The following is a 25,768-nucleotide window of genomic DNA, read 5'->3' on the forward strand; positions in this document are numbered from 1 at the left end:
GTCAACCCACCCCGACGTCATCAACGCCGACCTGCTGGCCTTCTTCAAGGCGTAGGGCTGAACGCGCAAAAAGTGTCATCCCGGGCGGCGTAGCCGACCCGGGGACCCAGGGGCCGGCGCACCGCCGCTCGCCCCTGGGTCCGGGCTCTCCGCTTCGCTGCGGCCGGGATGACACGGCTTATGAGTCCTGGCTTTACGCCCCCAGAACCTCGGGCGTCATGGCCGCGAGATCCTCGGCCCCCAGCATGACCCCGGCCGCCGCGCCAGGGACTTGCGCCAATACGCTCTCGGCGAACACACGGGCCAGGGCCCGTTTGCTCTCGGCCCAGGCCGCGTCGGCTTCGCCCGAGGCCGCCAGGGCGCCCTTCGCCAGCATCCAGCCGCCGACCACGTCGCCCAGCAGCTTTAGATAGGCCGTGGCGCCCGAGAGGGCGTCGGGCATGGCCTTGGCGCGGCGCTCGACCAGCCAGGCGGTCGCGCTGGCGGCGGCGCCGAGGGCGGCCTCCAGGCGCAGACCCACGCCCTTAAGATCCGTGCCCTTCAGGTCTTCGATCGTATCGCGGATGTCGTCCATCAGGTCGGCGACGGCTTGGCCCTCGGCCAGCGACAGCTTGCGGCCCACGAGGTCGATGGCCTGGATGCCGTTGGTGCCCTCGTAGATCGGGGCGATGCGGGCGTCGCGATAATGCTGGGCCGCGCCGGTCTCCTCGATGAAGCCCATGCCCCCGTGAATTTGGACGCCCTGCGAGGCCACCCAGACGCCGACGTCGGTCGACCAGGCCTTGGCGATGGGCGTCAGCAGCTCCTCGCGCAGCTTGGCGCTGGTCCGGGTCGTCTCGTCGGACGCGGCGCGCGCCAGGTCGGCGGCGACGGCGGTCGACAGGCAGATTCCGCGCGCGGCCTCGATATGGGCCTTCATCAGCACCAGAGAGCGCCGCACGTCCGGATGATCGAACAGGCGCGAGGGATAGGCGCCGGTCCAGGCCGAGCGGCCCTGGGCCCGGTCCTGGCTGAAGGCCAGCGCCTGCTGGTAGGCCCGTTCGGCGATGGCGGCGCCTTGCGTCCCGACCTGCAGGCGCGCGGCGTTCATCATCGTGAACATGTTGGGCAGGCCCTGGCCCAAGCCTCCGACCAGCTCGGCCTTGGCGCCCTCGAACAGCATCACGCAGGTGGGCGAGCCGTGGATGCCCAGCTTGTGCTCCAGCCCGCCGGCGCGCAGGGCGTTGGCTTCGCCCAGCTTGCCGTCCTCGCCGACCAGCACCTTGGGCGCCAGGAACAGCGAGATCCCCTTCACGCCGGGAGGCGCGTCGGGCGTGCGGGCCAGCACCAGGTGGACGATGTTGTCGGCCGCGTCGTGGTCGCCCCAGGTGATGTAGATCTTCTGGCCGGTGATCCGCCAGCCGCCCTCGCCATCCGGCGTGGCCACCGTGGTCAGCGCCGCCAGGTCCGAGCCGGCCTGCGGCTCGGTCAGGTTCATGGTGCCGGTCCATTCGCCCGACACCAGCTTGGGCAGATAGAGCGCCTTCTGGCGGTCCGAGCCGTGGTGGTCCAGCGCCTCGATCGCGCCCAGGCTCAGCATCGGGCAGAGGCCGAAGGCCATGTTGGCCGCCTGGATCATCTCCAGCACCGCCACTTCCAGCGTCTTGGGCAGGCCCTGGCCGCCGTGCTCGGGCGCGGCGGCCAGGCCCGCCCAGCCGCCCTCGGCGAACTGCTTGTAGGCGTCGGCGAAGCCCGGGGCGCAGCGGACGACGCCGTTCTCGAGCCTGGCCCCGACCAGGTCGCCCTGTCTGTTCAGCGGGGCCAGCACGTCGGCGGCGAAGGCGCCGGCCGCTTCCAGCACCGCCGCCACCGTGTCGGCGTCGGCCTCGGGAAAGGCGTCGGCCAGTCGGTCGAAGCCCGCCGCGTGGCGCAGCGAGAAGGCGAGGTCGCGGACGGGGGCGCGGAAGGTCATGGCCAGCAAGCTCCAGGTTATCGGCGTTCTCTTTAGGCGCGTGGGCTCGCCGCGCAAAGCCGTCCGCAGATTTGTTCGCCGGGTAACGATCTCGTGATCCGAAAGGCCTTCAAAGCCATGCTGGAGTGATTAAGTCGGGAAACCGTAACTAGTTCTGTTCTAGTTTGAAGGAGAAACTTCTCGATGTTCCGCCCCTACGCCTATGCCGCCCTCGCGGCGACCCTGTTCGCCGCCCCGGCCGCCCTGGCCGCGCCGGGCGTCACCTCCACCAAGCCCGCCGATCTTCCGGCCGGCCACTACGTGCTCGACAAGACCCACGCCTCGGTCGTGGGCAAGATCAAGCACATGGGCTTCTCGAACTACCAGTTCCGCTTCACCAAGGTGGACGCCGAGTTCACCTACGACCCCAAGGCTCCGCAGGACGCCAAGATCAAGGTGACCGTCGACCCGGCCTCGATCGACACCTCGACCGGCGCCGACGCCTTCGGCCTGAAGTTCAACAAGGAGCTGGCCGGCGATGGCTGGCTGGAAGCGAACAAGTTCCCGACTTCGACCTTTGTCTCGACCAAGGTCGAGCCGGGTCCGGGCCAGACCGGCAAGGTCTATGGCGACTTCACCCTGCACGGCGTGACCAAGCCGATCGTGCTGGACGTGACCTTCAATGGCGTGGGCTCCAGCTTCGCGCCGGGCAGCGTCAAGACGGGCTTCTCGGCCACGACCACGATCAAGCGTTCGGACTTTGGCGTCAGCAAGTACGTCCCGCTGGTCGCCGACGACGTCGCGCTGAGCATCGAAGTCGAGTTCGACAAGAAGTAAGCTGTTTAAGTCATGCGCCGGTCCTTCGGGATCGGCGCAAGGCGTTTCTCGTCTATCTGCCTGGAGTGATCGATGGCCGTGACCCGCACCCGCTACACGACGGTGGCGATTGTCCTGCACTGGTTGATCGCGGCGGCCATTATCTTCCAGATCATCATCGGTTGGCGCATGGGCGACGGGCCGAAGGGCTCGCCCACGACCTTCGCCCTCTTCCAGCTGCACAAGTCGATCGGCTTCACGATCCTGCTGCTCAGCGTGGCGCGCCTGGCCTGGCGGATCTTCAACCGGACGCCGGCCCCTCCTGTCCATCAACCGCGCTGGGAGCAGATCGCCTCGAAGATCGTCCACGTCGGTTTCTATGTGATCATGATCGGCCTGCCGCTGACGGGCTGGATCCTGGTCTCGACCAGCCGGGTGGTCGTGCCGACCCTGTGGTGGGGCGTCATCCCGTGGCCGCACCTGCCGGGCCTGCCCGAACTGGCCGCCGGTCCCAAGCACGTCTGGCACGAGATCGGCGAGATCGGTCACGGCGTGCTGGTCAAGCTGACCTATCTGCTGCTCGCCCTGCACCTGGGCGCCGTGGCCAAGCACCAGGTCCTCGACAAGGACGAGGTGTTCCAGAACATGGCCCCGGGCGCCAAGCCCGGCCTGAAGGAGCCGCGCGTCTGGCTGGCCGCCGCCGGACTCGCGGCGGTGATCGCCGCTGGCTACCTCTTCACCCCGACGCTCAAGGTCGCCCAGTCCGCGCCGCCGCCGGCCCCAGCCGCAGAAATCCCAGCTATCGCCGAGCCCGCCACGCCGACGCCGGCCGAGACCGCCGTTGCGGCCGTCGAAGCCGCCAAACCTGAAGCTGTCGCCGCCGAAGCGCCGCCCGCCCTGAAGGACCCCGTCGCCTGGGCCGTGCAGAAGGGCGCCGCCCTGACCTTCTCGGCGACGTGGTCGGGAACGCCCATCGAGGGGCGCTTCAACCGCTGGACGGCCGACATCCTGTTCTCGCCCGAGGCGCTGGACCGCTCGAAGCTGACCGTCAGCATCGACATGGGCTCGGCCGTGACCGGCGACGACCAGCGCGATCAGAGCCTGCCCAGCGGCGACTTCTTCGACACCGCCGAGCATCCGAAGGCGATCTTCACGGCCGCGAAGTTCCGCAAGACGGGCGAGGGCCAGTACGTCGCCGACGGAACCCTGGACCTGCGCGGCGTGAAAAAGCCGCTCAGCCTGCCGTTTTCCTTGAAGATCGTCGGCGACACGGCGACCGCGCGCGGTGTAACCACCCTCGACCGGACCACGTTCGGGGTTGGACAGGGCGAATGGGCGTCTACGGATCAGATCGCGGCCAAGGTGAAGGTCAGCTTCTCGCTGACCGCCAAGCGGAAATAGAGGCGGCCGCCAGCGCGTTGCGCGCCGGCGGGCTGGTCATCCTGCCGACCGAGACGGTCTACGGCCTGGGCGCCGACGCGGCCAATCCGACGGCGGTGGCGGCGATCTTCGAGGCCAAGGGCCGGCCGCGCTTCAACCCGCTGATCGCCCACGTCGCCGACCTGGAGACCGCCGAACGGATCGCCGACTTCGACCAGCGCGCCCGCGACCTGGCGCGCGAATTCTGGCCGGGTCCCCTGACCATCGTCGCGCCGATCAAGGACGCCTCGGCGGTTTGCGACCTGGCCCGCGCGGGCCTCGACACCGTCGCCATCCGCGTGCCGCGCCATCCGATCTCCCGCGCCGTGCTGGCGGCGTTCGGCGGCGCGGTCGTGGCGCCCTCGGCCAACCGCTCGGGTCGTCCCAGCCCGACCACCTATGCCGACGCCGTGTCCGAAACGGGCGACAAGGCCGCCGCGGCCCTCGACGGCGGGCCCTGCGCGGTGGGCCTGGAATCCACGGTCGTCTCGGTGCTGGACGGACAGGCGCGCCTGCTGCGGCCCGGCGCGGTGACCCGCGTCCAGTTGCAGCAGATCGTTGGCCCGTTGGCCGAGGCCGACGACGACGCCAAGCGCTCGCCGGGGCGTCTGGCCCTGCACTACGCCCCGGACGCGCCGGTGAGGATCAACGCCAAGGCGCCCGAGCCGGGCGAGGCGTTCCTGGCGTTCGGCGGCGGCGCCAGCGGGGAGGGGGTGTTCAACCTCAGCCCGACCGGCGATCTGGCCGAGGCCGCGGCGAACCTCTTTTCATATCTCCGCGCCGCTGACCGCACCCACCCTTCCGCCATCGCCGTCGCGCCCATTCCCCAGGAGGGGCTGGGCGAGGCGATCAACGACCGGCTGCGCCGCGCGGCCGGCTTCATCGGCTGACCTTTCGAGCGTAAGGTAGCGACCATGACCAAGCCCGTTCCCGCCGATGTCGTCTCCCGCCTGAAGGCCGTGCTCGGCGAGGGCGGCTGGAGTCAGGATCCGGACGTGATCGCGCCGATGCTGGTCGAGTGGCGCGGTCGCTGGAAGGGCGAGACGCCGCTACTGATCACCCCGCGCACGACGGCCGAGGTCGCGGCGGTCGTCGGCATCTGCGCGGCCGAGGGCGTGGCGATTACCCCCCAGGGCGGCAACACCGGCCTCGTCGCCGGCCAGATTCCGCACGGCGAGATTCTGCTCTCGACCCGCAAGCTGACCGCCGTCCGCGATGTCGATCCGATCGACGACGCCATGGTGCTGGAGGCGGGAGTCACGCTCTACGAAGCCCACCAGCAGGCCGCCAAGGTCGGTCGACGGTTCACGGTCGGCGTCGCCTCCGAAGGCTCCTGCACGATCGGCGGGCTGATCTCGACCAATGCCGGCGGCACGGCCGTCCTGCGCTACGGCATGATGCGCGAGCAGGTGCTGGGCGTCGAGGCGGTGCTGCCCAATGGCGAGATCTGGAACGGCCTGAAGCGCCTGCGCAAGGACAACACCGGCTACGACCTCAAGCAGCTGCTGATCGGGGCCGAGGGCACCCTGGGGGTTGTCACCGCCGCCAGCCTGAAGATCCAGGCGCCGCTGGCCTCGCGGGCCGTGGCGATCGTCGGCCTGGGCTCGCCGGCCGACGCCATCCAGCTGCTCGCCCGCGCCAAGGAGGAGACCGGCGGCTCGGTCGAGGCGTTCGAGCTGATGGGTCTGATGGGCTTTGCGCTCACCATCCGCAACGTGCCGGGCCTGCGCGACCCGCTGCCGACCGAGCATCCCTGGTACGTGCTGATCGAGATCGCCAGCGGCGAGCCCGGCGCGGCGGATGCGGCGCTGGAGCGGCTGCTGACCGGCGCCCTGGAGAGCGGCTTGATCGCCGACGCCGCCGTCGCCCAGACCGAAGCCCAGATGAAGACCTTCTGGCACATCCGCGAAGGCCACTCCGCCGGCCAGAAGCCGGAAGGGGCGGTGTGGAAGCACGACGTGTCGGTGCCGGTGTCCAAGATCCCGGACTTCATCGCCCGCGCCGACGCCGCGATCGAGCAGGCCTTCCCGGGGACGCGGATCATCGCCTTCGGCCATGTCGGCGACGGCAACGTACACTACGATGTGCTCAAGCCCGTCGGCGCGGACGACGACGCCCATGACGTCCAGCGCGAGGCCGGGGCGAAGGTCGTCCACGACATCGCCGCCAGCTTCTCGGGCTCGATCAGCGCCGAGCACGGCCTGGGGGCGATGAAGACGGCCGAGGCCCTGACCTACAAGGATCCGATCGAGGTCGCGGCCCTGCGGGCGATCCGCCAGGCGCTGGACCCCAAGCGGATCATGAACCCGCGGGTTCTGTTCTAGCCGCCGCGCGCTTCCGCGCCCGCAGGAACAGCACCAGCATCACCGCGAAAGCGCCGGCGGGGATCGTGGCCTTGTAGAAGCCCGGCTGCGAGCCGAGGAGCAGGTTGATCGCCAGGGGAACGAAGCCCCACCGACCGGTCGTCTGCTCCATCCAGAACGCCCCGACCCCGACGAAGCACATCACCGCCCAAACGGGCCGGAACTTCAGGCTCCGGTCCCGCAGGACGAAGAACAGGGCGACGATCATCGGGATCGGCCAGGCGAGGGCGGCGGCGAGGCCTAGGGTCTGCATGGATCGCTGATAGCCCCGGCGCGCCGTCGGGTCGAGACTCGACAACGAGGGGCGGTGGTTCAATCTGTCCGGATGAGCGGCCTCTTCCGGTTCCCAAACGCCGCGACGCGCCATCCCGAGGTTGAAGCCTGGCTCGCCGCGGACGACCCGATGTGCGCCGTCGTCCGCCCCTGGTTTGAGGCTCTGCGCGGCTTGGGATCCGACGTCCGCGAACTGCTGCACGACGGCCATCCGACGGCCTGCGTCGAGGACGCCGCGTTCGCCTATGTCGACGCCTTCAGCGCCCATGGGGCCATCGGCTTTTATCAAGGCGCCGACCTGCCGGACCCGGCGCGGCTGTTGGAGGGCGGCGGTAAACGCATGCGTCACCTGAAGCTGCGATGGGGCCAGCCCGTCGACGAGAACGCTCTGCGGGCGCTGCTGGCCGCCGCCTATGCGGATATGCGCGCCCGGGTCGAGGCGGCCGAATAGTCGAGCGGCGCCGCTAGCGAAGCCGGACCGAAGGCTTTATCTCCCCGGCCATGCTGATGGTCATCTCGCCCGCCAAGTCGCTGGACTTCACCGCGCCCACCCAGGCGCTGCCCATGACGACGCCTGAGCTGAAAGCCCAGATCGCCGAGCTGGCCAAGGTCACGCGCAAGCTGACGGCCGCCGACCTGAAGCGGCTGATGCACATCTCCGACGCCCTGGCCAAGCTGAACCGCGAGCGGTTCCAGGCTTTCGACGCCGAGCTGGAGGACGGGCTGCAGGCGATCATCGCCTTCAACGGCGACGTCTATGCGGGCCTGGCCGCGCGCGAGCTGGACCGTCCGTCGCTGGAGTGGGCGCAGGATCACCTGCGGATTCTATCAGGGCTCTATGGCGTGCTGCGTCCGTTCGACGCCCTGCAGCCCTATCGCCTGGAAATGGGCACGCGGCTGAAGACGAAGCGCGGCCATAACCTCTACGACTACTGGGGCGAGACGATCTCGCAGACCTTGAATGCGGCCGCCGCCGGCCACGCCGATCCCACGCTGGTGAACCTGGCCAGCCAGGAATATTTCGGCGCCGTCGACGCCAAGGCCCTGAAGCTGCCGGTCGTCACTTGCCACTTCAAGGAAGAGAAGGCGGGCGAGCTGCGCGTGCTGGGCTTCTTCGCCAAGAAGGCGCGCGGGCGCATGGCGCGTTACGTGATCGACAACCGCATCGACCGCGCCGAGGGCCTGAAAGGCTTCGACCTGGACGGCTATTGCTTCCAGCCGTCGCTCTCGACCGAGGCCGATTGGGTTTTCGCTCGCCCCCAGCCCTAAATTCATCTATCGATGAATTTATAAGCGCTCGCCCTTCGCGGGAGCGAGCTATATGCTGCGCCGCAGCATCATTGGGGCGTTGTCCAGGAGTGCGTGAATGGCCGTCGATTTCGGTTTGCAGGGTCAGGTCGCCATCGTCACCGGCTCGACCAGCGGCATCGGTCACGCCTTGGCCGACGCGCTGGCCGCCCAGGGCTGCAACATCGTCATGAACGGCCTGGGCGAGATGAACGCCATCGAGCGCGCCCGCTCGGAAATGGCCGAGAAGCATGGCGTCGAGGTGCTGTATCACGGCGCCGACATGACCAAGCCGATCGAGATCGCCGACATGGTCAAGGCGGCCAAGGCCGAGTTCGGCGAGCTGGACATTCTGGTGAATAACGCCGGCGTCCAGCATGTGGCCCCGGTCGAGGACTTTCCGGACGACAAGTGGGACCTGATCATCGCGATCAACCTGTCCTCGGCCTTCCACGCCACCAAGGCGGCGGTTCCGATCATGAAGGAGCAGGGCCGCGGGCGGATCGTCAACATCGCCTCGGCCCATGCCCTGATCGCCTCGCCGTTCAAGTCGGCCTATGTCGCGGCCAAGCACGGGATCATGGGCTTGACCAAGACGGTCGCCCTCGAGGTCGCGACCCATGGCATCACCTGCAACGCCATCTGCCCCGGCTTCGTGAAGACCCCTCTGGTCGAGGCCCAGATCGCCGACCAAGCCAAGGCGCGCGGCATCTCGGAAGAGGCGGTGATGAAGGACGTGATCCTGGCCGCCCAGCCGACCAAGCAGTTCGTCACCTTCGAGCAACTGGCGGGCATGCTGCTGTACCTGGTGTCGGACGTCGGCGCCTCGGCCAACGGCGCCGCTTTCCAGGTCGACGGCGGCTGGGTCGCGCAATAGGTTCGGCGGGTGCCCATCCCGCCCTTCACCCGTAAGAAGCCGACCGGCCGCGCGCTTAGCCTGGCGCTGCAGGGCGGCGGCGCGCATGGGGCGTTTGAGTGGGGCGTGCTGGACCGTCTGCTTGAGGAAAAAGACCTGGAGATCCGGGCCGTGACCGCCGCTTCGGCCGGCGCCATGAACGCCGTCTGCCTGGCCCAGGGTATGCTCGATGACGGCAAGGCCGGGGCCAGGACGCGGCTGGAGTCGTTCTGGAAGCAGGTCAATCGCCAGGGCGGCCGCAACGTGTTCGGCGACACCTCGATCTGGACCAGCGCCTTCTCCGGCGGCGTCGACTGGTGGAAGAACACGGCCGGCTGGCGGATGGCCGAGACCCTGGCCCTGTCGTTCAGCCCCTACGAGTTCAACCCGTTCAACCTCAATCCCTTGCACGATCTGCTCGAGGCCGAGGTCAGGTTCGATCAGCTGCGCGAGCGCTCGCCGGTCAAGCTCTACATCGCCGCCACGGCGATCCACACCAGCAAGGCGCGGATCTTCCGCGAGACCGAGCTGACCTCGCGCCACATCATGGCCAGCGCCTGCCTGCCCCAGCTGTTCCAGGCCGTGGAGATCGACGGCGAGCCCTACTGGGACGGCGGCTATCTGGCCAATCCGCCGCTGTGGCCGCTGTTCTACGACGACACCCCCGACGACATCCTGATCATCACGCTCAATCCGTTCGTCCGCGAGGAGACGCCCAAGTCGCCGGGCGAGATCATGGACCGGCTGAACGAGATCACCTTCAACGCCTCCCTGGCCTCGGAGCTGCGGGCCATCGGCTTCGTGCAGAAGCTGCTGGACGATGGACTGCTGAAGGACACCGCCCGCGGCCGTTACCGCAAGATGCTGGTCCACGCGATCACGGCGGACAAACCGCTGGCGGACCTGTCGCTGTCGACCAAGTTCAACACCGAGTGGAGCTTCCTGTCCGACCTGAAGGACCGCGGAAGGGCCGCGGCCGACGCCTGGCTGGCCGACTGCGGGACCTGCATCGGCGTGAAGTCCAGCATCGACCTTAAGGTCGGCTTCCCGTGAGCCCGCATCCCGCGCCGACGGTCGGGGTCGTCTACCTGCGCGGCGACCAGGTGCTGCTGATCAAGCGCGGGACGCCGCCGCGTCTCAACCAGTGGAGCCTGCCCGGCGGACGGCTGGAGTGGGGCGAGACCACGGTCGCCGCCGCCCTGCGCGAGCTTAAGGAAGAGACCGGCGTCGAGGCCGAGCTCCTGGGCCTGATCGACGTGATCGACGGGGTGTTTCCGGCGCGGCCCTTTCTTGATGGAAGTGGGGGCGGGGAAATCACCCGGCACTATGTCCTGATCGACTACGCCGCCCGCTGGATCAGCGGCGAGCCCGTGGCCGGCGACGACGCGGCCGACGCGCGGTTCGTCTCCCGCGACGAAGCGATGGCCCTGGTGGAGTGGGACGAGACGCGACGGGTGATCGCCGAGGCGTATGAGCGGTTCGGGGGTTAAGGGCGAAAGCGCCTTCCGCCTAAAATCTCGTGTCATCCCGGCTCTCCGCTTCGCTACGGCCGGGATGACACTGAAAAGGTGGTCTTGCTCGAGCCTAGCGGATGGCTTGCGCTGAAAGCCAAGGTCCCCGACATCTGTCCCATGACCCTGATCGACGCCCCCGCGCCCCGCTTCTCCATCAGCCCGAACGCCCTGATCCTCCTAGCCGTCTGTGTGGGCCTAGGCTGGGCCGTCGCGAGCGGAATCCCGCCCGTCGGCGTCATCACCTTCGCCTTCGTCGCCGCCGCCTGGGTGTTCAGCGTCGGGATCCACGAGTTCGGCCATGCGCTGACGGCCTACAAGGCCGGCGACACGACCATCGTCGAGAAGGGCTATCTGACCCTCGATCCGCTGAAGTACTCGGACCTGGCCACCACGATCGTCATTCCGCTGGTCGCCCTGGCGCTGGGCGGGATCGGCTTTCCGGGCGGGGCGGTCTATCTGCGCGAGGACCTGATGCGTTCGAGGGGCTGGCGGTCGCTGGCGTCGCTGGCGGGGCCGCTGGGGACGCTGGTCGTGCTGATCGCCATCGCGGCCGCCTTGCCGTTCGTCGCCTCGCCGCCGTTGCGCCACGCCCTGGCGTTGCTGGCCTTCCTGCAGGCGACCGCCTTCGTGCTGAACCTGCTGCCGGTCCCCGGCCTGGACGGCTATGGCGTCCTCCGGCCGTTCCTGCCCGACGGCGTTCGCGCGAAGATGATCAAGATCGAGCGGATCGGCGTCCTGTTGCTGTTCGCCCTGATCTTCTTCGTTCCTGGCGTCAGCGACCTGATCTTCAAGGCCGCCCTGACCATCACCGATCTGCTGGGCGTGCCGCGCGCGGCGATCGGCGACGGCTGGCGGACCTTCCGCTTCTGGGGGTCTTGACCTTCGACGCCCGATCGCCTCCCCTTCAAACAAGCGTTCAAGATGACAAGGGGAGGATCGCCATGGCCTACGCGCCGTTCAATCTGTCGGGCAAGGTGGCCCTGGTCACCGGCGGCAACCGCGGCATCGGCCTCGGCATGGCCAAGGCGATGGCGCAGGCCGGCGCCGACATCGTCATCTGGGGCTCCAACCCCGACCGCAATCAGGCCGCCGAGCAGGAACTCACCCGACTGGGCGTGCGGGTGAAGGCCCAGACCGTCGATGTGGCCGACGAGGCCCAGGTCGCCGAGGGCATGGAGGAGGCCGTCGCCGCCATGGGCCGGGTCGACGCCGTCTTCGCCAACGCCGGCATCGGCTACGGCTCGCCTTCGTTTATCGAGATGAAGACCGAGGTCTATCGCAAGGTGCTGTCGGTCAACCTAGACGGCGTCTTCTTCACCCTGCGCGAGGCCTGCCGCCACATGGTCGAGCGGGCCAAGGCCGGGGATCCGGGCGGCTCGCTGGTCGGGATCGCCTCGCTGGCCGCCATCGAGGGCGCGGCCAAGAACGAGGCCTACGCCGCCACCAAGGGCGCGGTGATCTCGATGATCAAGTCTGTCGCCGTCGAGCACGCCCGCTACGGCGTCCGCGCCAACGCCATCCTGCCGGGCTGGATCGCCACGGACATGACCGCCGGCGCGCAAGGCAATTCGGCCTTCGCCGAGAAGGTCATTCCCCGCGTCCCGGCTCGCCGCTGGGGCGAGCCCGAGGACTTCGGCGGCATGGCGGTCTATCTGGCCTCGGACGCCTCCAGCTATCACTCGGGCACGACCATCGTCATCGATGGCGGATACTCGATCTTCTAGGGCGCCGTTTCTTGGACTCTTTGGTCCAATAAAACCCTATTGAAAACAGGGCCTTGCGGAGCTGGTGCGGCGGTGAGAAGCTCCTCGTCTGGCAGCCTGGACATCAGATTTGGGCGCCGACGAGGAAACGAGAGAACGATGACGCCCCAAGACGTTGTCAGCCTAGCGCCGCCGCGCGGCTTCCTGATGATGCTGGCCCTGGCCTTCACCGGCATGATGGCCTGCTTCTGGACGCACGACGCGGACGTCGAGACCGCGCTGGTCAAGCGAGACTAGGCCCGCCTGCCCTCGCGGCAGGCTTGTGAGGCGGCGGCCCCGCCCTGATCCTTCCGGAAAACAAGGGAGGAACGGGCATGGGGTTGCATACGCCGCTCTGCGATCTTCTGAATATCGAACACCCGATCCTGCTGGCCGGCATGGGCGGCGTTTCCTACGCGCCCCTGGCGGCGGCGGTGTCGAACGCTGGCGGCTACGGCGTGCTGGGCATGGCCGGGACCTCGCCGGACTTCATCCGCGGCCAGATGCGCGAGGTCCGCGCCCTGACCGACAAGCCGTTCGGCGTCGATCTCCTGGCCGCCACCCCCGACGCCCTGACGGCCAGCGTCGAGGTCATCATCGAGGAGGGCGCCAGTTCCTTCATCGCCGGCCTGGGCGTTCCATCGCCGATCATCGCGCGCCTGAAGGCCGCGGGCCTGAAGGTGATGGTTGTCTGCGGCGCCGTGAAGCACGCGGTGAAGGCGCAGGACGCCGGCTGCGACGCCGTGATCTGCCAGGGGGGCGAGGGCGGCGGACATACGGGGCTCGTCGGCACCCTGCCGCTGGTCGCCCAGGCGGTGGAGGCGGTGAAGATCCCGGTCGTGGCGGCCGGCGGGCTCTATGACGGACGCGGCCTGGCGGCGGCCCTGGCGCTGGGCGCGCAAGGCGTCTGGATGGGCACGCGCTTCATCGCCTCGGCCGAGGCGCACGCCGGCGACCTCTACCGCCAGGCCGTGATCGAGGCGTCTGACGAGGACACGGTTCGCACCCGCTGCTACTCGGGTAAGCCGATGCGGGTGAAGAAGAACCCCTATGTCGAGGACTGGGAGGCGCGGCCGGCCGACATCCAGCCGTTCCCGCAACAGGCCATGCTCTCCATCCGCAATGGCGCGATGGGGGGCATCGGCGGCCAGATCGAGGGGCTGGATCCGGGCAAGTCCTGCTTCGCCATGGGGCAGAGCGCCGGCGGCATCCACGACGCGCCCCCGGCCGGCGACATCGTCCGTCGACTGATGGCCGAGGCCGAGGCGGCGATGGACCGGGCGAAGGCGTATCGCGTGTAGAAATCCTCCCCCCCTCGCGAGGGAGGTGGTCCGAAGGGCCGGAGGGGGGGGGAAGCTTTGCGAGCTTGCTTCTACCCCCCTCCGTCGTCGCTACGCTCCGGCGCCTCCCCCGCCAGGGGGAGGATTTTCAGTTCGCCACCTTCGGCAGGATCCGGCGGAAATGGGCCTCGACCGCGTCGTGGCACTCGCAGGCGCGCTTTTCCAGGCCCGGTCGGTCCAGCACCTCCACGCGGCCCCGGCCGATATGGATCAGGCCGGCGTCCTGGAGGCTGCGCGCCACGGCGCTGATCGTCGTGCGCTGCACGCCCAGCATCTGGGCCAGGGTCTCCTGGGTGAGGCGGATCGGCTCGTCGCCCGAGCGGTCATGGGCGAACAGCAGCCAGCGACAGGCGCGCTGCTCGATCGGGTGCAGGGCGTTGCAGGCGGCCACCTGCATCATCTGGGCGATAAAGACGTCGGCGTAGCGATCGAACAGGTCGGCCACGATCGCCGAGTGGTTCTTGACCTCTTCCAGCCGCGCGGTCGGGAGGCAGAAAGCGTGGCCCGGCACGCGCACCACGGCGCGACCGTAGGCGGGCTTGAAGCCGGCGCTGACCATGCCGCCGATCGCGCCCTCGTGGCCGATGCTGGCGGCCTCGATCTCCTGGCCGTCAGAGGTCACGACCAGCAGCGAGGCCTGGGTCGGACCGCAGGGCAGGTAGGTGTGCTCGACGTCCTCGCCGGCGTCGAACAGGACCTCATCCTGCGGCAGGTCGACCAGGATCAGATAGGGCGACAGGGCTTCCAGCGCCTCGGGCCGCAGGGCGGCCAGCAGGCGGTTGGCGGAAAACGGCGGGGCGTCTTCGCTCCCGGCGGCTCCCCGGGAAAGGCGGGCGGCAGCTGACATGGAAACCTCCGTGACCGTGCTTAAGCGCACAGCTCACGGCTTAGTTTCCGAGGCCGTCGAAAGACCCTTTAGCTGAGCGTCCTGGGGTGAGGCAGGACCCAGTCGTCTTCCTGCTCGTGCATGACGACCGGAAGGCCCAGGCCAGCAGGGTGTTCGGCCAGTCGGAGCGCCGCGGCTCTCGCCGCATCGCGCGTCTCGTAAGCGCCGAAACGCAGATAGTCGCCGATGATCGACCAGTGGTCTCCAACGCGGACAACGCCGTAATGCACCTCAGTCATGGGTAGACCTCCTTGCAGTATCCACAGGGAACCCCCGATTAACGATTATCGCAAGTCCTTTATCGCCAACGCTTTTTTGACACCGGTGGACTCTTTATCCCCAAGGCGGCGAAGATTTGTCCGTGGTCGGGTGACAAGGCGGCCTTTGATTGGCGATAACCAACGGCATGTTCCGCCAGCTCTTCTCAGGACTTCTCGTGGCCGCGCTCGCCGGCGCCGCGGTGGCGCAGGATCGCCCGGCCGACCAGCGCCAGCGCCTGCTGGAACTGGCCTATGCGCTGGGCGAGAGCCACGCCTTGCGTCAGGCCTGCGAAGGCGAGGGCGACCAATTCTGGCGGGCGCGGATGATGCGGCTCGTGCAGGTCGAGCGCCCGGGACCGACCCTGGAGACCCAGCTGCGCGAGCGCTTCAACGCCGGCTTCGTCGCGCTGCGCGGGCAGTATCCCGCCTGCGATGAGGCCAGCCACAAGGCCGAGGCCCAGGCGGCCCGGCGCGGCCAGGCCCTGGCCTTGAAACTCTCGCAATCGACGATCCAGGTTCGGCGCGATCCGCCGGCGCCGGATTCCGTGGCGGACGGCGAAGCAGCGCGCTAACCTCAACCACAAGGTTGTGGAGGAGAGCGTCTTGGGCGTCTCGATCGTTGTTCTGATCCTGCTGGTCCTGGCCTTCGTGCTGGTCGCCAGCGTCATCAAGATCGTGCCCCAGGGGCGCGAATTCACCGTGGAGCGGTTCGGCCGCTACACCCGGACCCTGAAGCCCGGCATCAGCATCCTGACCCCGTTCGTCGAGACGATCGGGCGCAAGGTCAACATGATGGAGCAGGTGCTGGATGTCCCGCAGCAGGAGGTCATCACCAAGGACAACGTGTCGGTGAAGGTCGATGCGATCGTCTTCATCCAGGTCATGGACGCCGCCGCGGCCGCCTATCGCGTCGACAACCTGATCTACGCGATCACCCAGCTGGCCCAGACCAACCTGCGGACCGTCGTCGGCTCGATGGAGCTGGACGAGGTCCTCTCACAGCGCGACGCGATCAACACCCGCCTGCTGTCGACCATCGACCACGCCACCGGCCCGTGGGGCGTCAAGGTCGCGCGGATCGAGATCAAGGACCTGACCCCGCCGCCGGACATCACCAACGCCATGGCCCGCCAGATGAAGGCCGAGCGCGAGAAGCGCGCGGTGATCACCGAGGCGGAGGGCGAAAAGCAGTCCCAGATCGCCCGCGCCGAGGGCCAGAAGCAGTCGGCCATCCTGCAGGCCGAGGGCCGTCGCGAGGCCGCCTTCCGCGACGCCGAGGCGCGCGAGCGCGAGGCCGAGGCCGAGGCCAAGGCGACGGCCTTCGTGTCGGAAGCGATCTCGAAGGGCGACGTCAACGCGATCAACTACTTCATCGCCCAGAAGTACGTCGAAGCCTTCGGCGAGCTGGCCAAGAGCCCGCAGCAGAAGACGGTGATCGTGCCGGCCGACTTCGCCGGCCTGACCGGGACCGTCGCGGGCGTCGGCGAGCTGATCAAGAGCCTGGGCGCCGATGCGCCGCGTCCGACCGCGACGCCGCGCGCGACCTCGACGACCACCAGCACGCCGACCGGCGGCAAGCGCGGAGCCTAAGGTCATGGGTGCTGTCCAAAGCCTCTATGCGTCGCATCCGTTCTGGCCCTGGCTGGCCCTGGCGGCGCTGTTCCTGGCGATCGAGGTGGCGACGGGCACCGGCTGGCTGCTGTGGCCCGCCGCCAGCGCCTTCGTCGTCGGCCTGCTGGCCGAAGCGCTGCATCCTGGCCTCGTGATCGAGGCCGGCCTGTTCGCCGCCTTGACCATCGCCTCGACCTATCTGGCCAGGCGCTTCCTGCGTCCGGTGCTGGAACCCACCAGTCCCGACCTCAATGATCCGCTGCAACGCCTCGTCGGCCAGCACGGCCAGGCGATGGCGACGTTTGAACAGGGGCGGGGCCGGGTGTTCGTCGATGGCAAGGACTGGGCCGCCGAAGCCGACGAGCCGGCGCCTCAGCTCGACCAGACGGTGGTGGTCACCGGTGTCGACGGCGCGGTGCTGAAGGTCCGTCCGGTCGTCCACTGACCTGATTGCTGACAAAAGACGGCGCTCGCCCCTGTTATTGGCGCATCGCCGCACCATGTGTGCCGCGAGCGACCGGTCGGTCGCATCTGCTTCACGCTTATAGGGAGACGGCGTGACTTCCATCATTTCGGTAAAGGGTCTGAACAAGACCTATGCATCCGGCCACCAGGCGCTGAAGACGATCGATCTCGACATCCGCAGGGGCGAGATCTTCGCCTTGCTGGGGCCGAACGGCGCGGGCAAGACCACGCTGATCAGCATCATCTGCGGCATCGTCAACCCCAGCCAGGGGACGGTGCTCGCGGACGGTCACGACGTGGTGCGCGACTATCGCGCCGCTCGCGCCAAGATCGGCCTGGTGCCGCAGGAGCTGAACACCGACGCGTTCGAGACGGTCTGGGCCACGGTCAGCTTCTCGCGCGGCCTGTTCGGCAAGCCGCGCAACGACGCCCTGATCGAGAAAATCCTTCGCGACCTGTCCTTGTGGGACAAGAAGGACAGCAAGATCATGGCGCTGTCGGGCGGCATGAAGCGCCGGGTGATGATCGCCAAGGCGCTGAGCCATGAGCCGACCATCCTGTTCCTGGACGAGCCCACCGCCGGCGTCGACGTCGAACTGCGCCGCGACATGTGGGAGATGGTCCGCGCCCTGCGCCAGAGCGGCGTCACCATCATCTTGACCACCCACTACATCGAGGAGGCCGAGGAGATGGCCGACCGGATCGGGGTGATCAACAAGGGCGAGATCATCCTGGTCGAGGACAAGACCGTCCTGATGCGCAAGCTCGGCAAGAAGCAGCTGACCGTGCACCTGAAGGAGCCGTTGGCGACCTTGCCGGCCGGCCTCGCCGATCCGTCGCTGACCTTGGCCAATGACGGCGCCGACCTCGTCTACACCTTCGATGGCCAGGCCGAGGACACCGGCGTCGCCGATCTGCTCAAGCGCCTGTCTCAGCAAGGCGTCGAGTTCAAGGACCTGAAGACCGACCAAAGCTCGCTGGAAGACATCTTCGTCAGCCTGGTGAGGGCCCCGCAATGAACCTGTTCGCGATCAAGGCCATCTACAAATTCGAGATGGCGCGGTGGTTCCGCACCCTGGCCCAGAGCGTCATCTCGCCGGTGCTGTCGACCAGCCTCTATTTCGTGGTGTTCGGCTCGGCCATCGGCTCGCGCATGCAGGCCATCGACGGGATCAGCTACGGCGCCTTCATCGTGCCGGGCCTGATCATGCTGTCGCTGCTCAGCGAGAGCATCTCCAACGCCTCGTTCGGCATCTACATGCCCAAGTGGGCCGGCACGATCTACGAGCTGCTGTCGGCCCCCGTCGCCTGGTACGAGGCCGTGGCCGGCTATGTCGGGGCGGCGGCGACCAAGTCGATCTGCCTGGGTCTCCTGATCCTGGCCACGGCCCGGATCTTCGTGCCGTTCGAGATCGCCCACCCGTTCGTGATGCTGCTGTTCCTGGTGCTGACGTCCGTGACCTTCAGCCTGTTCGGCTTCATCATCGGGGTCTGGGCCGACGACTTCCAGAAGTTGCAGATCGTGCCGCTGCTGATCGTCACGCCGCTGACCTTCCTGGGCGGCAGCTTCTACTCGATCAAGATGCTGCCGGAGCTCTGGCAGAAGATCACCCTGTTCAACCCGGTGGTCTATCTGATCAGCGGCTTCCGCTGGGCCTTCTACGGCCAGTCGGACGTCGGCGTCGGGATCAGCCTCGCCATGACCGCGGTGTTCCTGGCCGTGTGCCTGACGGCGGTCTGGTGGATCTTCAAGACGGGGTACCGGCTGAAGGTCTAGGGACCGGGCCCCAGGGCTCAAAAGCCATAAAACCCGTGTCATCCCGGAAGCCTCGCAGAGGCTATCCGGGACCCAGGGGCCAAGCGCACTGCAGTTCCCCTGGCTCCCGGCTCTTCGCGACGCTACGGCCGGGATGACACGAGAAGGAAAGGCGTTGGCCTAGCCTTCTTCGTCCTCGTCTTCGGCGTCCTCGGCCTCGACCGGGGACGCCGCCTTCAGGCCCTTCAGACCACCCGCCTTGGCGACCAGGGCGGTCTCGGCCCGGCGGATCATGGCGCGCTCGCCATTGAAGGCGGTCAGCGTCAGGCAAGCGTCGAAGAAGCCCGCATCCGCGCGGGTGTCGATCTCGGGCTGCTGGACAACGAGGTGCAGGTCGCGGGCCCGCAGCTTCAACACCGCGTCCATCACCGCGACGAGATCGCCGCCCAGGGCGTGCAGGCTGGGGGCGGCCAGGACGCCGCCCGGCTCCAGCGCGTCCATGGCCCGTTCCAGCCCCGGCCGAACCACGCCCGAGGCCAGGCAGCGATCGCTGAACACCTGCTCGCAGCCCAACAGCAGCAAACGCTCCTCCTGGGCGGGACTGAAGAACACCCCCGGCGCGGGCGGGACGCGGTAATAGCCGACGAATTTCATGCAGGCTGACTCGCAGACGGGGCGCGCCGTGGCGAGCGGATTTCGCGATCGTCCACAGTTGGTCGCGGCGTCTAGCCGAAGCGCGGATTGGCCTCGCGCAGGCCTTGGTTCGCCAGCTCGTCCGCACGTTCATTCAGCGGATGGCCGGCGTGGCCCTTGACCCAGCGCCAGTCGACGTCGTGGCGCGCGCGCGCGGCGTCCAGGCGCTTCCAGAGGTCATCGTTCTTGACCGGGCTCTTGTCGGCCGTCTTCCAGCCGCGCGCCTTCCAGCCCCGGATCCACTCCTGGATGCCCTTCATCACGTACTGGCTGTCGGTGTGCAGCTCGACCTTGCAGGGCCGGTTCAAGAGCTCCAGCGCCTGGATGGCGGCCATCAGCTCCATGCGGTTGTTGGTCGTTCCCGCCTCGCCGCCGCAGATTTCCTTCTTCTTGTCGCCATAGAACAGGATGGCGCCCCAGCCGCCCGGGCCCGGATTCCCCTTGCAGGCGCCGTCCGTATAGATCGTGACCTTGGGCGTCATGCGAACAGCACGAGGCCCTCACGGTGCACGGCCAGCTTGCGCTCGTACTCCAGCGGGTCCTTCGGCTTGACCAGCGCCCCGGCGGGCGTCGCGCCCCAGTCGGCCAGGCGGGTCAGGAAGAAGCGCATGGCCGCGCCGCGCGCCAGGATCGGCAGGGCTTCCTTTTCGGCCGGGCTCAGCGGGCGGCGGCGCTCATAGCCATTCAGCAGGGCCTTGGCAGCGGTGACGTTGAAGCTGCCGTCGGCCTCGAAGCACCAGGCGTTCAGGGTCACGGCCACGTCATAGGCGTAGGCGTCGTCGCAGGCGAAATAGAAGTCGATCGTCGCGGCGAACTTGCCGTCCGAGTGGAAGAAGACGTTATCCGGGAAATAGTCGGCGTGGACCGTGCCCGAGGGCAGGTTGCGCGGCCACATCAGGGCCAGCTGCGCCAGGTCGTTGTCGATGGTCGCCGACAGGCCCGGCTTGAGATCCTCGGCCGCCTTGCGGTGCTTGGAGAACAGCGGCGCCCAGGCGGCCTGACCCAGGTCGTTGGCGCGGCGGCCCGGATAGCCCTCGCCGGCCAGGTGCAGCCAGGCCAGGCCTTCGCCGGCTTCGCGGCAATGGGCGATGGTCGGCTTGCGCGCCGACAGGCCGGGCATGAACTCGACGATGGCCGCCGGCTTGTCGCGCAGGGTCGCCAACGTGCGGCCTTGGCGATCCGGCACCGGCCGGGCGCTGGGATAACCCTTGTCGGCCAGCCAGGTCAGCAGGTTCAGGAAATAGGGCAGGTCGTCGGCCTTCACCCGCCGCTCGTAGACGGTCAGGATATAGCGACCCTTCTCCGTCTCCAGCAGGAAGTTGGAGTTCTCCACGCCCTCGGCGATGCCCTTGAACGCCAACGGGGCGCCCAGGTCATAGCCCTCAAGGAAGGCGGAGAGTTCGTCGTCGGTGATGTCGGTATAGACGGCCATGACGCGGGGATGCGGGACGGGGCGCTGGCGGTCAAGGGGGGCTTGAGGTATAACGTTTGTTCTAACGTCTGGAGCCCCGCCATGATCGCTTTGAAACTCTCCCAGATCGGCAACTCTGTCGGTGTGGTTCTGCCGAAAGAAGCGCTCGTGAAGCTCGGGGTCGAAAAGGGCGATACGCTCTATCTGACCGATGCGCCGGGAGGCGGCATGCAGATCGCGCCCTATGACCCTGAAGTGGCGCGGCAGATCGCCTTGGGTGAGGAGATTATGGACGAGTATCGCGACACGTTCAGAGCGCTCGCCAAATGAGCGGCGTCACCGAGCCCGCCTGGGTTCGTATTGAGGCGCTTAAGGTCCTTCATGAGCGCAGCCTTGCACTGCATGGAGGACCTTCGGGTGTTCGTGATGAAGGCTTGCTGGAGTCCGCGCTCGAGCGGCCCAAGAACCGCTTCCACTACGAAGGCGTCGACGACGTCGTCGAACTTGCGGCGACCTACGCGGTCGCGGTTTCGAGCAATCACCCCTTTGTCGATGGCAACAAGCGCGCGGCCTTTCATGCGATGACGCTGTTTCTTCGCTTGAACGGCTTACGGCTCGTTGCGGATCAGGCAGACGCCGCGCGGACGATCTTCAAGCTCGCCGCCGGCGAGCTCGATATTCCTGCCTTGACTGAGTGGTTGCGGACCCGCGTCGTTTAGGGCGTTGGCGGCGGAGGCGCAGGTTTACCCGCCCGTCGCCGCTCCGCCAGAACGCCAAAACTCCCGCTACCATCAGCGCTAGGCTGATGAGCTTCCACGCTATGCCAACGTGACCAACGAAATTCATCGTCAGAATAGGTAGCGCCAGCACCTAACAGGCGACCGCCAAAAGCAAACGGCCTCTGCGCATGGGAACTGGAGCGGTCTGAGGCTCATCCAGATTCTTCATATGCGCCCAGGCCAGTTGAAGCGGTTCGCAAGTCAAGCTTCGCAAGTCTACGCCGTCAGCAGCCTCGGCAGCTTGAACGTAATCGTCTCCCGCGCCTCGACCAGTTCCTCGACCGTCGTGTCGAACCGCGCGGCGATCGCGTCGATGACGCCCTGCACCAGATCTTCCGGAGCCGACGCGCCGGCGGTCAGGCCCACGCGCGAAACGCCCTCGAACCAGGCCCAGTCGATCCCCGAGGCGTCGTCGATCAGGTGAGCCTCGCGGGCGCCGGCTTTGAGGCCGACCTCCTTCAGGCGCACCGAGTTGGACGAGTTCTTCGAGCCCACCACCAGCACCAGCTCGGCCTGTTCGGCCAGGCGCCGCACCGCGTCCTGGCGGTTGGTGGTGGCGTAGCAGATGTCTTCCTTGTGCGGGGCGGCGATGCCCGGGAAGCGCTCGCGCAGCAGGGCGACCATCTCGGCGGTGTCGTCGACCGACAGGGTCGTCTGGGTCAGGAAGGCGACGTTGCCGGCGTCCTTGGGCGTCCAGGCGGCGGCGTCGTCGATGTCCTCGATCAGGGTGACCGCGCCGTCGGGCAGCTGGCCCATGGTCCCGATCACCTCGGGGTGGCCGGCGTGGCCGATCAGCACGATCTCGCGGCCGGCGTCGTAGTGCTTTTGGGCCTCGACATGGACCTTCGAGACCAGCGGGCAGGTGGCGTCGAGATAGATCATCTCGCGCGCCTTGGCCTCGGTCGGCACCGACTTGGGCACGCCGTGGGCCGAGAACACGACCGGGCGATCGTCGGGCGCCTCGGACAGCTCCTCGATGAACACCGCGCCCAGCGCCTTCAGGCGATCGACGACGTGGCGATTGTGGACGATCTCGTGACGGACATAGACCGGGGCGCCGAACTTCTCGACGGCGCGCTCGACGATCTGGATGGCGCGATCCACGCCGGCGCAGAACCCGCGCGGGCTGGCCAGCAGCAGCGAGATCGGGCGACGGATCGGGGTCTGGACGTTCATGGCGCGGAAACTAGTGGTTCCAGCCGCCGGGCGCCAGGAGTCTGCGTCGTTGCGACGTCACGCATATGCCTTTATCAGGCTGCATGACGCCGAAGGGGCTTTGTGGCTCCGCTTGGCTCTGTCTTCTTTGCACCGGACGTTTCATGCGCCGCACCTTCACGCTCGCCCTCAGCGCCCTGATGGCCGTTTCGATCGCCGCGACCACGGCGACGGCCGCTTACGCCCAGTCGCGCGGCGACCAGGGCGGCGACGACGATCAGGCCGCCAAGAAGAAGAAGCGCGACGAGGAATGGAACCAGCCCAAGGCGCCGCTGCAGCAGCTGCGTAACGCCGGCCCGTGTCCGTTCGTGAAGGTGCTGTACGACGCCAGCCGCTACGTCGAGTTCAAGGACGGCAAGGAGTCGGCCGCGCAGGCCGGTTTCACCGGCGAGATCCAGAACCTCGCTTCCGGCTGCGCCTATAAGAGCGACGAGCCGATCAGGATCCGCGTCGAGGCCCTGTTCCAGCTGGGCAGGGGCCCGCAGGCGCAAGGCGACAAGCATGTCTACCGCTATTGGGTCGCCGTGACCGAGCGGAACCAGGCCGTGATCGCCAAGGAATATTTCGACCTGCCCGTGACCTTCCCGGCCGGCCAGGATCGCGTCTACACGACCGAGACCATCGAGCAGATCACCATCCCGCGCGCCGACGCCAAGGTCAGCGGCGGCAATTTCGAAGTGCTGATCGGCTTCGACGTGACGCCGGAAATGGCGGCCTTCAACCGTGACGGCAAGCGCTTCCGCGTCCAGGCCGGTCAGGTTCAACCAGGGACTTCCACCAAGCAATGAACGATTTGAAGCGGTCCCTGAGCGAGGCGGCTTCGGCCGCGTTCCAGGCCGCCGGACTTCCTCCCGAGTTCGGACGCGTCACCGCCTCCGACCGTCCCGACTTGGCCGATTTCCAGTGCAACGGCGCCCTCGCGGCGGCCAAGAGCGCCAAGCGCAACCCGCGTGAGATCGCCACGCAAGTGGTCGAGATCCTGAAGGCCGACTCGCGTCTGGCCTCGGTCGAGATCGCCGGCGCTGGCTTTATCAACCTGCGGGTCAGCGACGAGGCCCTGTCGGCCCGCGCGCGCGAGATCGCCGCCGACGCGCGGACGGGCGCCCAGGTGCTGGACGCGCCGCGCCGGGTGCTGATCGACTATGCCGGCCCCAACGTCGCCAAGCCGATGCACGTGGGCCACCTGCGCGCCTCGATCATCGGCGAGTCGATCAAGCGCCTGTACCGCTTCCGCGGCGACGAGGTTCTGGGCGACGCCCACTTCGGCGACTGGGGCTTCCAGATGGGCCTGCTGATCAGCGCCATCCTCGACGAGGACGCCGCGATTGCAGCCCTGGTCGAAAAGCTGCCGCAGACCGCCGCCGGCGCCGATCCGGCCGACGTCGCCGCGCTGAACGCCGAGCTCGACGCCCGCATCAGCCTCGCCGACCTGGACCGCATCTATCCGGCCGCGTCGCTGCGCCAGAAGGAAGACGCCGCGTTCAAGGAACGCGCCCGCAAGGCGACCGCCGAACTGCAGGCCGGCCGCTACGGCTATCGCGTGCTGTGGAGCCACTTCGTCAAGGTCAGCCGCGTGGCCCTGGAGCGCGAGTTCCACGCCCTGGGCGTCGACTTCGACCTCTGGAAGGGCGAGAGCGACGTCAACGACCTGATCGAGCCGATGGTCGGCCAGCTGGAGGCCAAGGGCCTGCTGGTCGAGGATCAGGGCGCCCGCATCGTCCGGGTCGCCCGCGAGGACGACAAGCAGGACGTGCCGCCGCTGCTGGTGGTCTCGTCCGAAGGCTCGGCCATGTACGGCACGACGGACCTCGCCACGATCCTGGATCGCCGCCAGTCGTTCGACCCGCACCTGATCCTCTACTGCGTCGACCAGCGCCAGGCCCTGCACTTCGAGACCGTGTTCCGCGCCGCCTATCTGGCCGGCTACGCCGAGGAAGGCTCGCTGGAACACATCGGCTTCGGCACCATGAACGGGACGGACGGCAAGCCGTTCAAGACCCGCGCCGGCGGCGTCCTGAAGCTGCACGACCTGATCGAAATGGCCCGCGAGAAGGCCCGCGAGCGCCTACGCGAAGCGGGCCTGGGGGCCGAGCTTTCCGAGGAGCAGTTCGAGGACACCGCCCACAAGGTCGGCGTCGCGGCCCTGAAGTTCGCCGACCTGCAGAACTTCCGCGGCACCTCGTATGTCTTCGACCTCGACCGCTTCACCAGCTTCGAGGGCAAGACCGGCCCGTACCTGCTATACCAGTCGGTGCGCATCAAGAGCGTGCTACGCAAGGCCGCCGAAGCGGGCGCGACGGCGGGCGAGATCGTTATCGGCGAGCCGGCCGAGCGGGACTTGGCCATGCTGCTGGACGCCTTCGAGGGCGCTCTACAGGAAGCCTACGACAAGAAGGCCCCCAACTTCGTCGCCGAGCACGCCTACAAGCTGGCCCAGTCGTTCTCGAAGTTCTACGCCGCCTGCCCGATCATGAGCGCCGACAGCGACGCCCTGCGCGCTTCGCGCCTGGCGTTGGCGCAGACGACCCTGCGCCAGTTGGAGCTGGCCCTGGATCTCTTGGGGGTCGAAGCGCCGGAGCGGATGTAAAAGGCCTACGCCGCCTGAGTTTCCTGGCCCGGGCGGCCGCGCTGGGCGGGCATGGTCTGGGCCGCGGCCGCCTCGTCGGTGACCTGAAAGCGCCTTAACAAGCTCCCCAACTCGCCCGCCTCGCGGGTGAGGCTGTGGCTGGCGGCGGTGGTTTCTTCGACCATGGCCGCGTTCTGCTGCGTGACCTGATCCATCTGGCTGACGGCCGTGTTGACCTCGGCCAGGCCCGTCGCCTGCTGGCGCGCGGCAGAGGCGATGTCGTTGATCAGGTCCTCGATGCGGCCGAAGTGGTCGACGACGTTGCCGAGTTCCTCGCCGACCCGCACCACCAGGCCCACGCCGCTCTGGACGCTGTCCGAGGCGTCATTGACCAGGGTCTTGATCTCCTTGGCGGCGTCGGCCGAACGCTGGGCTAGCGCCCGCACTTCCTGGGCGACCACCGCGAAGCCGCGGCCGGCCTCGCCCGCGCGCGCGGCTTCGACGCCGGCGTTCAGGGCCAGCAGGTTGGTCTGGAAGGCGATCTCGT

Annotated in this window: 30 protein-coding genes and 1 pseudogene; 22 read left to right on the top strand and 9 right to left on the bottom strand. The window is 68.0% G+C overall.

Features of this window, described 5'->3' with window-relative positions:
* Positions 1-193: 193 nt before the first annotated feature.
* Positions 194-1,951, bottom strand: a complete 1,758-nt coding sequence (locus AX690_RS08520) for an acyl-CoA dehydrogenase (RefSeq protein ID WP_066684087.1) — start codon at positions 1,949-1,951, stop codon at positions 194-196.
* 183 nt (positions 1,952-2,134) lie between these two features.
* On the opposite strand from AX690_RS08520, the gene AX690_RS08525 reads away from it, so the two are divergent.
* From AX690_RS08525 to AX690_RS08540, 4 genes are all read left to right on the top strand, one after another.
* Positions 2,135-2,767, top strand: coding sequence for a YceI family protein (locus AX690_RS08525; protein WP_066684089.1), 633 nt, complete (start codon positions 2,135-2,137; stop codon positions 2,765-2,767).
* A gap of 72 nt (positions 2,768-2,839) precedes the next feature.
* Positions 2,840-4,147 (top strand): cytochrome b/b6 domain-containing protein, encoded by a 1,308-nt coding sequence (locus AX690_RS08530; RefSeq protein WP_066684091.1) that lies wholly within the window; start codon positions 2,840-2,842, stop codon positions 4,145-4,147.
* On the top strand, positions 4,078-5,055 hold the full coding sequence (locus AX690_RS08535; protein WP_066684093.1) for an L-threonylcarbamoyladenylate synthase: 978 nt from the start codon (positions 4,078-4,080) through the stop codon (positions 5,053-5,055). The genes AX690_RS08530 and AX690_RS08535 overlap by 70 nt, the downstream gene beginning before the upstream one ends.
* Positions 5,056-5,079: 24 nt before the next feature.
* A complete protein-coding gene (locus AX690_RS08540; RefSeq protein WP_066684095.1) occupies positions 5,080-6,489 on the top strand; it encodes an FAD-binding oxidoreductase in 1,410 nt (469 codons plus the stop codon).
* On the opposite strand, the gene AX690_RS08545 is transcribed toward AX690_RS08540, so the two are convergent.
* Positions 6,464-6,781, bottom strand: coding sequence for a hypothetical protein (locus AX690_RS08545; protein ID WP_066684097.1), 318 nt, complete (start codon positions 6,779-6,781; stop codon positions 6,464-6,466). The two genes, AX690_RS08540 and AX690_RS08545, sit on opposite strands and share 26 nt — an antisense overlap.
* Positions 6,782-6,835: 54 nt before the next feature.
* Here AX690_RS08545 and AX690_RS08550 point away from each other — a divergent pair, with 54 nt between their 5' ends.
* The 9 genes and pseudogenes from AX690_RS08550 to AX690_RS08585 all read left to right on the top strand — a co-directional run bounded on the left by AX690_RS08550 (position 6,836) and on the right by AX690_RS08585 (position 13,540).
* Positions 6,836-7,252: a DUF1801 domain-containing protein gene (locus AX690_RS08550; RefSeq protein WP_231732150.1), complete on the top strand. Its 417-nt coding sequence runs from the start codon at positions 6,836-6,838 to the stop codon at positions 7,250-7,252.
* Between the two features lie 50 nt (positions 7,253-7,302).
* Positions 7,303-8,070, top strand: coding sequence for a peroxide stress protein YaaA (yaaA, locus tag AX690_RS08555; protein WP_066684102.1), 768 nt, complete (start codon positions 7,303-7,305; stop codon positions 8,068-8,070).
* 97 nt (positions 8,071-8,167) lie between these two features.
* Positions 8,168-8,965 carry a 3-hydroxybutyrate dehydrogenase gene (locus AX690_RS08560; protein ID WP_066684104.1) on the top strand — a complete coding sequence of 266 codons (798 nt, stop codon included), beginning with the start codon at positions 8,168-8,170 and terminating at the stop codon, positions 8,963-8,965.
* Positions 8,966-8,974: 9 nt separating this feature from the next.
* Positions 8,975-10,036, top strand: a complete 1,062-nt coding sequence (locus tag AX690_RS08565; RefSeq protein WP_066684106.1) for a patatin-like phospholipase family protein — start codon at positions 8,975-8,977, stop codon at positions 10,034-10,036.
* The gene (locus tag AX690_RS08570; RefSeq protein WP_066684108.1) at positions 10,033-10,473 is read left to right on the top strand and encodes an NUDIX hydrolase; all 441 of its coding nucleotides are present in this window, start codon (positions 10,033-10,035) and stop codon (positions 10,471-10,473) included. Before AX690_RS08565 ends, AX690_RS08570 begins: the two co-directional genes overlap by 4 nt.
* 141 nt (positions 10,474-10,614) lie before the next feature.
* A complete protein-coding gene (locus tag AX690_RS08575) occupies positions 10,615-11,376 on the top strand; it encodes a site-2 protease family protein (protein ID WP_082769571.1) in 762 nt (253 codons plus the stop codon).
* Positions 11,377-11,438: 62 nt separating this feature from the next.
* Positions 11,439-12,221, top strand: coding sequence for an SDR family NAD(P)-dependent oxidoreductase (locus AX690_RS08580; RefSeq protein ID WP_066684110.1), 783 nt, complete (start codon positions 11,439-11,441; stop codon positions 12,219-12,221).
* An 88-nt stretch (positions 12,222-12,309) separates the two neighbouring features.
* Positions 12,310-12,497 (top strand): annotated as a pseudogene (locus tag AX690_RS22165) (hypothetical protein).
* Positions 12,498-12,574: 77 nt separating this feature from the next.
* A complete protein-coding gene (locus AX690_RS08585; RefSeq protein WP_066684112.1) occupies positions 12,575-13,540 on the top strand; it encodes a nitronate monooxygenase family protein in 966 nt (321 codons plus the stop codon).
* 127 nt (positions 13,541-13,667) lie between these two features.
* Here AX690_RS08585 and AX690_RS08590 read toward each other — a convergent pair whose 3' ends face one another.
* Together AX690_RS08590 and AX690_RS08595 are read right to left on the bottom strand one after the other, a co-directional pair.
* Positions 13,668-14,426 carry a Crp/Fnr family transcriptional regulator gene (locus tag AX690_RS08590; RefSeq protein ID WP_066684113.1) on the bottom strand — a complete coding sequence of 253 codons (759 nt, stop codon included), beginning with the start codon at positions 14,424-14,426 and terminating at the stop codon, positions 13,668-13,670.
* Between the two features lie 68 nt (positions 14,427-14,494).
* The gene (locus AX690_RS08595) at positions 14,495-14,704 is read right to left on the bottom strand and encodes a hypothetical protein (protein WP_066684114.1); all 210 of its coding nucleotides are present in this window, start codon (positions 14,702-14,704) and stop codon (positions 14,495-14,497) included.
* A 149-nt stretch (positions 14,705-14,853) separates the two neighbouring features.
* On the opposite strand from AX690_RS08595, the gene AX690_RS08600 reads away from it, so the two are divergent.
* From AX690_RS08600 to AX690_RS08620, 5 genes are all read left to right on the top strand, one after another.
* Entirely contained in the window at positions 14,854-15,297 is a 444-nt protein-coding gene (locus tag AX690_RS08600; protein ID WP_231732152.1) for a TIGR02301 family protein, read from the top strand.
* A gap of 31 nt (positions 15,298-15,328) precedes the next feature.
* A complete protein-coding gene (locus tag AX690_RS08605; protein ID WP_066684118.1) occupies positions 15,329-16,315 on the top strand; it encodes an SPFH domain-containing protein in 987 nt (328 codons plus the stop codon).
* Positions 16,316-16,319: 4 nt separating this feature from the next.
* Complete coding sequence (locus tag AX690_RS08610) at positions 16,320-16,781, top strand: NfeD family protein (protein WP_066684120.1); 462 nt, start codon at positions 16,320-16,322, stop codon at positions 16,779-16,781.
* Between the two features lie 112 nt (positions 16,782-16,893).
* A complete protein-coding gene (locus AX690_RS08615) occupies positions 16,894-17,820 on the top strand; it encodes an ABC transporter ATP-binding protein (protein ID WP_066684122.1) in 927 nt (308 codons plus the stop codon).
* Entirely contained in the window at positions 17,817-18,578 is a 762-nt protein-coding gene (locus AX690_RS08620; RefSeq protein ID WP_066684124.1) for an ABC transporter permease, read from the top strand. The genes AX690_RS08615 and AX690_RS08620 overlap by 4 nt, the downstream gene beginning before the upstream one ends.
* Positions 18,579-18,737: 159 nt before the next feature.
* Here the strand turns inward: AX690_RS08620 and AX690_RS08625 are convergent, their stop codons facing one another.
* The 3 genes from AX690_RS08625 to thrB form a co-directional block, all read right to left on the bottom strand.
* On the bottom strand, positions 18,738-19,211 hold the full coding sequence (locus AX690_RS08625; protein ID WP_066684128.1) for a recombinase family protein: 474 nt from the start codon (positions 19,209-19,211) through the stop codon (positions 18,738-18,740).
* A gap of 71 nt (positions 19,212-19,282) precedes the next feature.
* Positions 19,283-19,732, bottom strand: coding sequence for a ribonuclease HI (rnhA, locus tag AX690_RS08630; RefSeq protein ID WP_066684130.1), 450 nt, complete (start codon positions 19,730-19,732; stop codon positions 19,283-19,285).
* The gene (gene thrB / locus AX690_RS08635) at positions 19,729-20,682 is read right to left on the bottom strand and encodes a homoserine kinase (protein ID WP_066684132.1); all 954 of its coding nucleotides are present in this window, start codon (positions 20,680-20,682) and stop codon (positions 19,729-19,731) included. The genes rnhA and thrB overlap by 4 nt, the downstream gene beginning before the upstream one ends.
* An 81-nt stretch (positions 20,683-20,763) precedes the next feature.
* Here thrB and AX690_RS08640 point away from each other — a divergent pair, with 81 nt between their 5' ends.
* Positions 20,764-20,991, top strand: coding sequence for a transcriptional regulator (locus tag AX690_RS08640; protein WP_066684133.1), 228 nt, complete (start codon positions 20,764-20,766; stop codon positions 20,989-20,991).
* A complete protein-coding gene (locus tag AX690_RS08645) occupies positions 20,988-21,380 on the top strand; it encodes a type II toxin-antitoxin system death-on-curing family toxin (protein WP_066684134.1) in 393 nt (130 codons plus the stop codon). Before AX690_RS08640 ends, AX690_RS08645 begins: the two co-directional genes overlap by 4 nt.
* 276 nt (positions 21,381-21,656) lie before the next feature.
* Here the strand turns inward: AX690_RS08645 and ispH are convergent, their stop codons facing one another.
* Positions 21,657-22,616 carry a 4-hydroxy-3-methylbut-2-enyl diphosphate reductase gene (ispH, locus tag AX690_RS08650; protein WP_066684135.1) on the bottom strand — a complete coding sequence of 320 codons (960 nt, stop codon included), beginning with the start codon at positions 22,614-22,616 and terminating at the stop codon, positions 21,657-21,659.
* Between the two features lie 143 nt (positions 22,617-22,759).
* Between ispH and AX690_RS08655 the strand changes: the two genes are divergently transcribed.
* Both AX690_RS08655 and argS read left to right on the top strand, forming a co-directional pair.
* Positions 22,760-23,443, top strand: a complete 684-nt coding sequence (locus AX690_RS08655; protein ID WP_066684136.1) for a Tat pathway signal sequence domain protein — start codon at positions 22,760-22,762, stop codon at positions 23,441-23,443.
* Positions 23,440-25,242: an arginine--tRNA ligase gene (argS, locus tag AX690_RS08660; protein WP_066684137.1), complete on the top strand. Its 1,803-nt coding sequence runs from the start codon at positions 23,440-23,442 to the stop codon at positions 25,240-25,242. Before AX690_RS08655 ends, argS begins: the two co-directional genes overlap by 4 nt.
* Positions 25,243-25,247: 5 nt before the next feature.
* Here argS and AX690_RS08665 read toward each other — a convergent pair.
* The coding region (locus AX690_RS08665; RefSeq protein WP_231732153.1) for a methyl-accepting chemotaxis protein at positions 25,248-25,768 on the bottom strand (521 nt) is incomplete at its 5' end.

The sequence above is a fragment of the Caulobacter sp. CCH9-E1 genome (genome assembly GCF_001556515.1).
Lineage (GTDB): Bacteria > Pseudomonadota > Alphaproteobacteria > Caulobacterales > Caulobacteraceae > Caulobacter.

Excerpts from the sequence above, each read along its gene's own strand:
- thrB (WP_066684132.1), bottom strand. The coding sequence starts at position 20,682 with ATGGCCGTCTATACCGACATCACCGACGACGAACTCTCCGCCTTCCTT.
- AX690_RS08585 (WP_066684112.1), top strand. The coding sequence starts at position 12,575 with ATGGGGTTGCATACGCCGCTCTGCGATCTTCTGAATATCGAACACCCG.
- AX690_RS08540 (WP_066684095.1), top strand. The coding sequence starts at position 5,080 with ATGACCAAGCCCGTTCCCGCCGATGTCGTCTCCCGCCTGAAGGCCGTG.
- AX690_RS08575 (WP_082769571.1), top strand. The coding sequence starts at position 10,615 with ATGACCCTGATCGACGCCCCCGCGCCCCGCTTCTCCATCAGCCCGAAC.
- argS (WP_066684137.1), top strand. The coding sequence starts at position 23,440 with ATGAACGATTTGAAGCGGTCCCTGAGCGAGGCGGCTTCGGCCGCGTTC.
- AX690_RS08610 (WP_066684120.1), top strand. The coding sequence starts at position 16,320 with ATGGGTGCTGTCCAAAGCCTCTATGCGTCGCATCCGTTCTGGCCCTGG.
- AX690_RS08625 (WP_066684128.1), bottom strand. The coding sequence starts at position 19,211 with ATGAAATTCGTCGGCTATTACCGCGTCCCGCCCGCGCCGGGGGTGTTC.
- AX690_RS08620 (WP_066684124.1), top strand. The coding sequence starts at position 17,817 with ATGAACCTGTTCGCGATCAAGGCCATCTACAAATTCGAGATGGCGCGG.
- AX690_RS08535 (WP_066684093.1), top strand. The coding sequence starts at position 4,078 with ATGGGCGTCTACGGATCAGATCGCGGCCAAGGTGAAGGTCAGCTTCTC.
- AX690_RS08590 (WP_066684113.1), bottom strand. The coding sequence starts at position 14,426 with ATGTCAGCTGCCGCCCGCCTTTCCCGGGGAGCCGCCGGGAGCGAAGAC.
- AX690_RS08525 (WP_066684089.1), top strand. The coding sequence starts at position 2,135 with ATGTTCCGCCCCTACGCCTATGCCGCCCTCGCGGCGACCCTGTTCGCC.
- AX690_RS08645 (WP_066684134.1), top strand. The coding sequence starts at position 20,988 with ATGAGCGGCGTCACCGAGCCCGCCTGGGTTCGTATTGAGGCGCTTAAG.
- ispH (WP_066684135.1), bottom strand. The coding sequence starts at position 22,616 with ATGAACGTCCAGACCCCGATCCGTCGCCCGATCTCGCTGCTGCTGGCC.
- rnhA (WP_066684130.1), bottom strand. The coding sequence starts at position 19,732 with ATGACGCCCAAGGTCACGATCTATACGGACGGCGCCTGCAAGGGGAAT.
- AX690_RS08595 (WP_066684114.1), bottom strand. The coding sequence starts at position 14,704 with ATGACTGAGGTGCATTACGGCGTTGTCCGCGTTGGAGACCACTGGTCG.
- AX690_RS08640 (WP_066684133.1), top strand. The coding sequence starts at position 20,764 with ATGATCGCTTTGAAACTCTCCCAGATCGGCAACTCTGTCGGTGTGGTT.
- AX690_RS08530 (WP_066684091.1), top strand. The coding sequence starts at position 2,840 with ATGGCCGTGACCCGCACCCGCTACACGACGGTGGCGATTGTCCTGCAC.
- AX690_RS08520 (WP_066684087.1), bottom strand. The coding sequence starts at position 1,951 with ATGACCTTCCGCGCCCCCGTCCGCGACCTCGCCTTCTCGCTGCGCCAC.
- AX690_RS08560 (WP_066684104.1), top strand. The coding sequence starts at position 8,168 with ATGGCCGTCGATTTCGGTTTGCAGGGTCAGGTCGCCATCGTCACCGGC.
- yaaA (WP_066684102.1), top strand. The coding sequence starts at position 7,303 with ATGCTGATGGTCATCTCGCCCGCCAAGTCGCTGGACTTCACCGCGCCC.
- AX690_RS08545 (WP_066684097.1), bottom strand. The coding sequence starts at position 6,781 with ATGCAGACCCTAGGCCTCGCCGCCGCCCTCGCCTGGCCGATCCCGATG.
- AX690_RS08655 (WP_066684136.1), top strand. The coding sequence starts at position 22,760 with ATGCGCCGCACCTTCACGCTCGCCCTCAGCGCCCTGATGGCCGTTTCG.
- AX690_RS08580 (WP_066684110.1), top strand. The coding sequence starts at position 11,439 with ATGGCCTACGCGCCGTTCAATCTGTCGGGCAAGGTGGCCCTGGTCACC.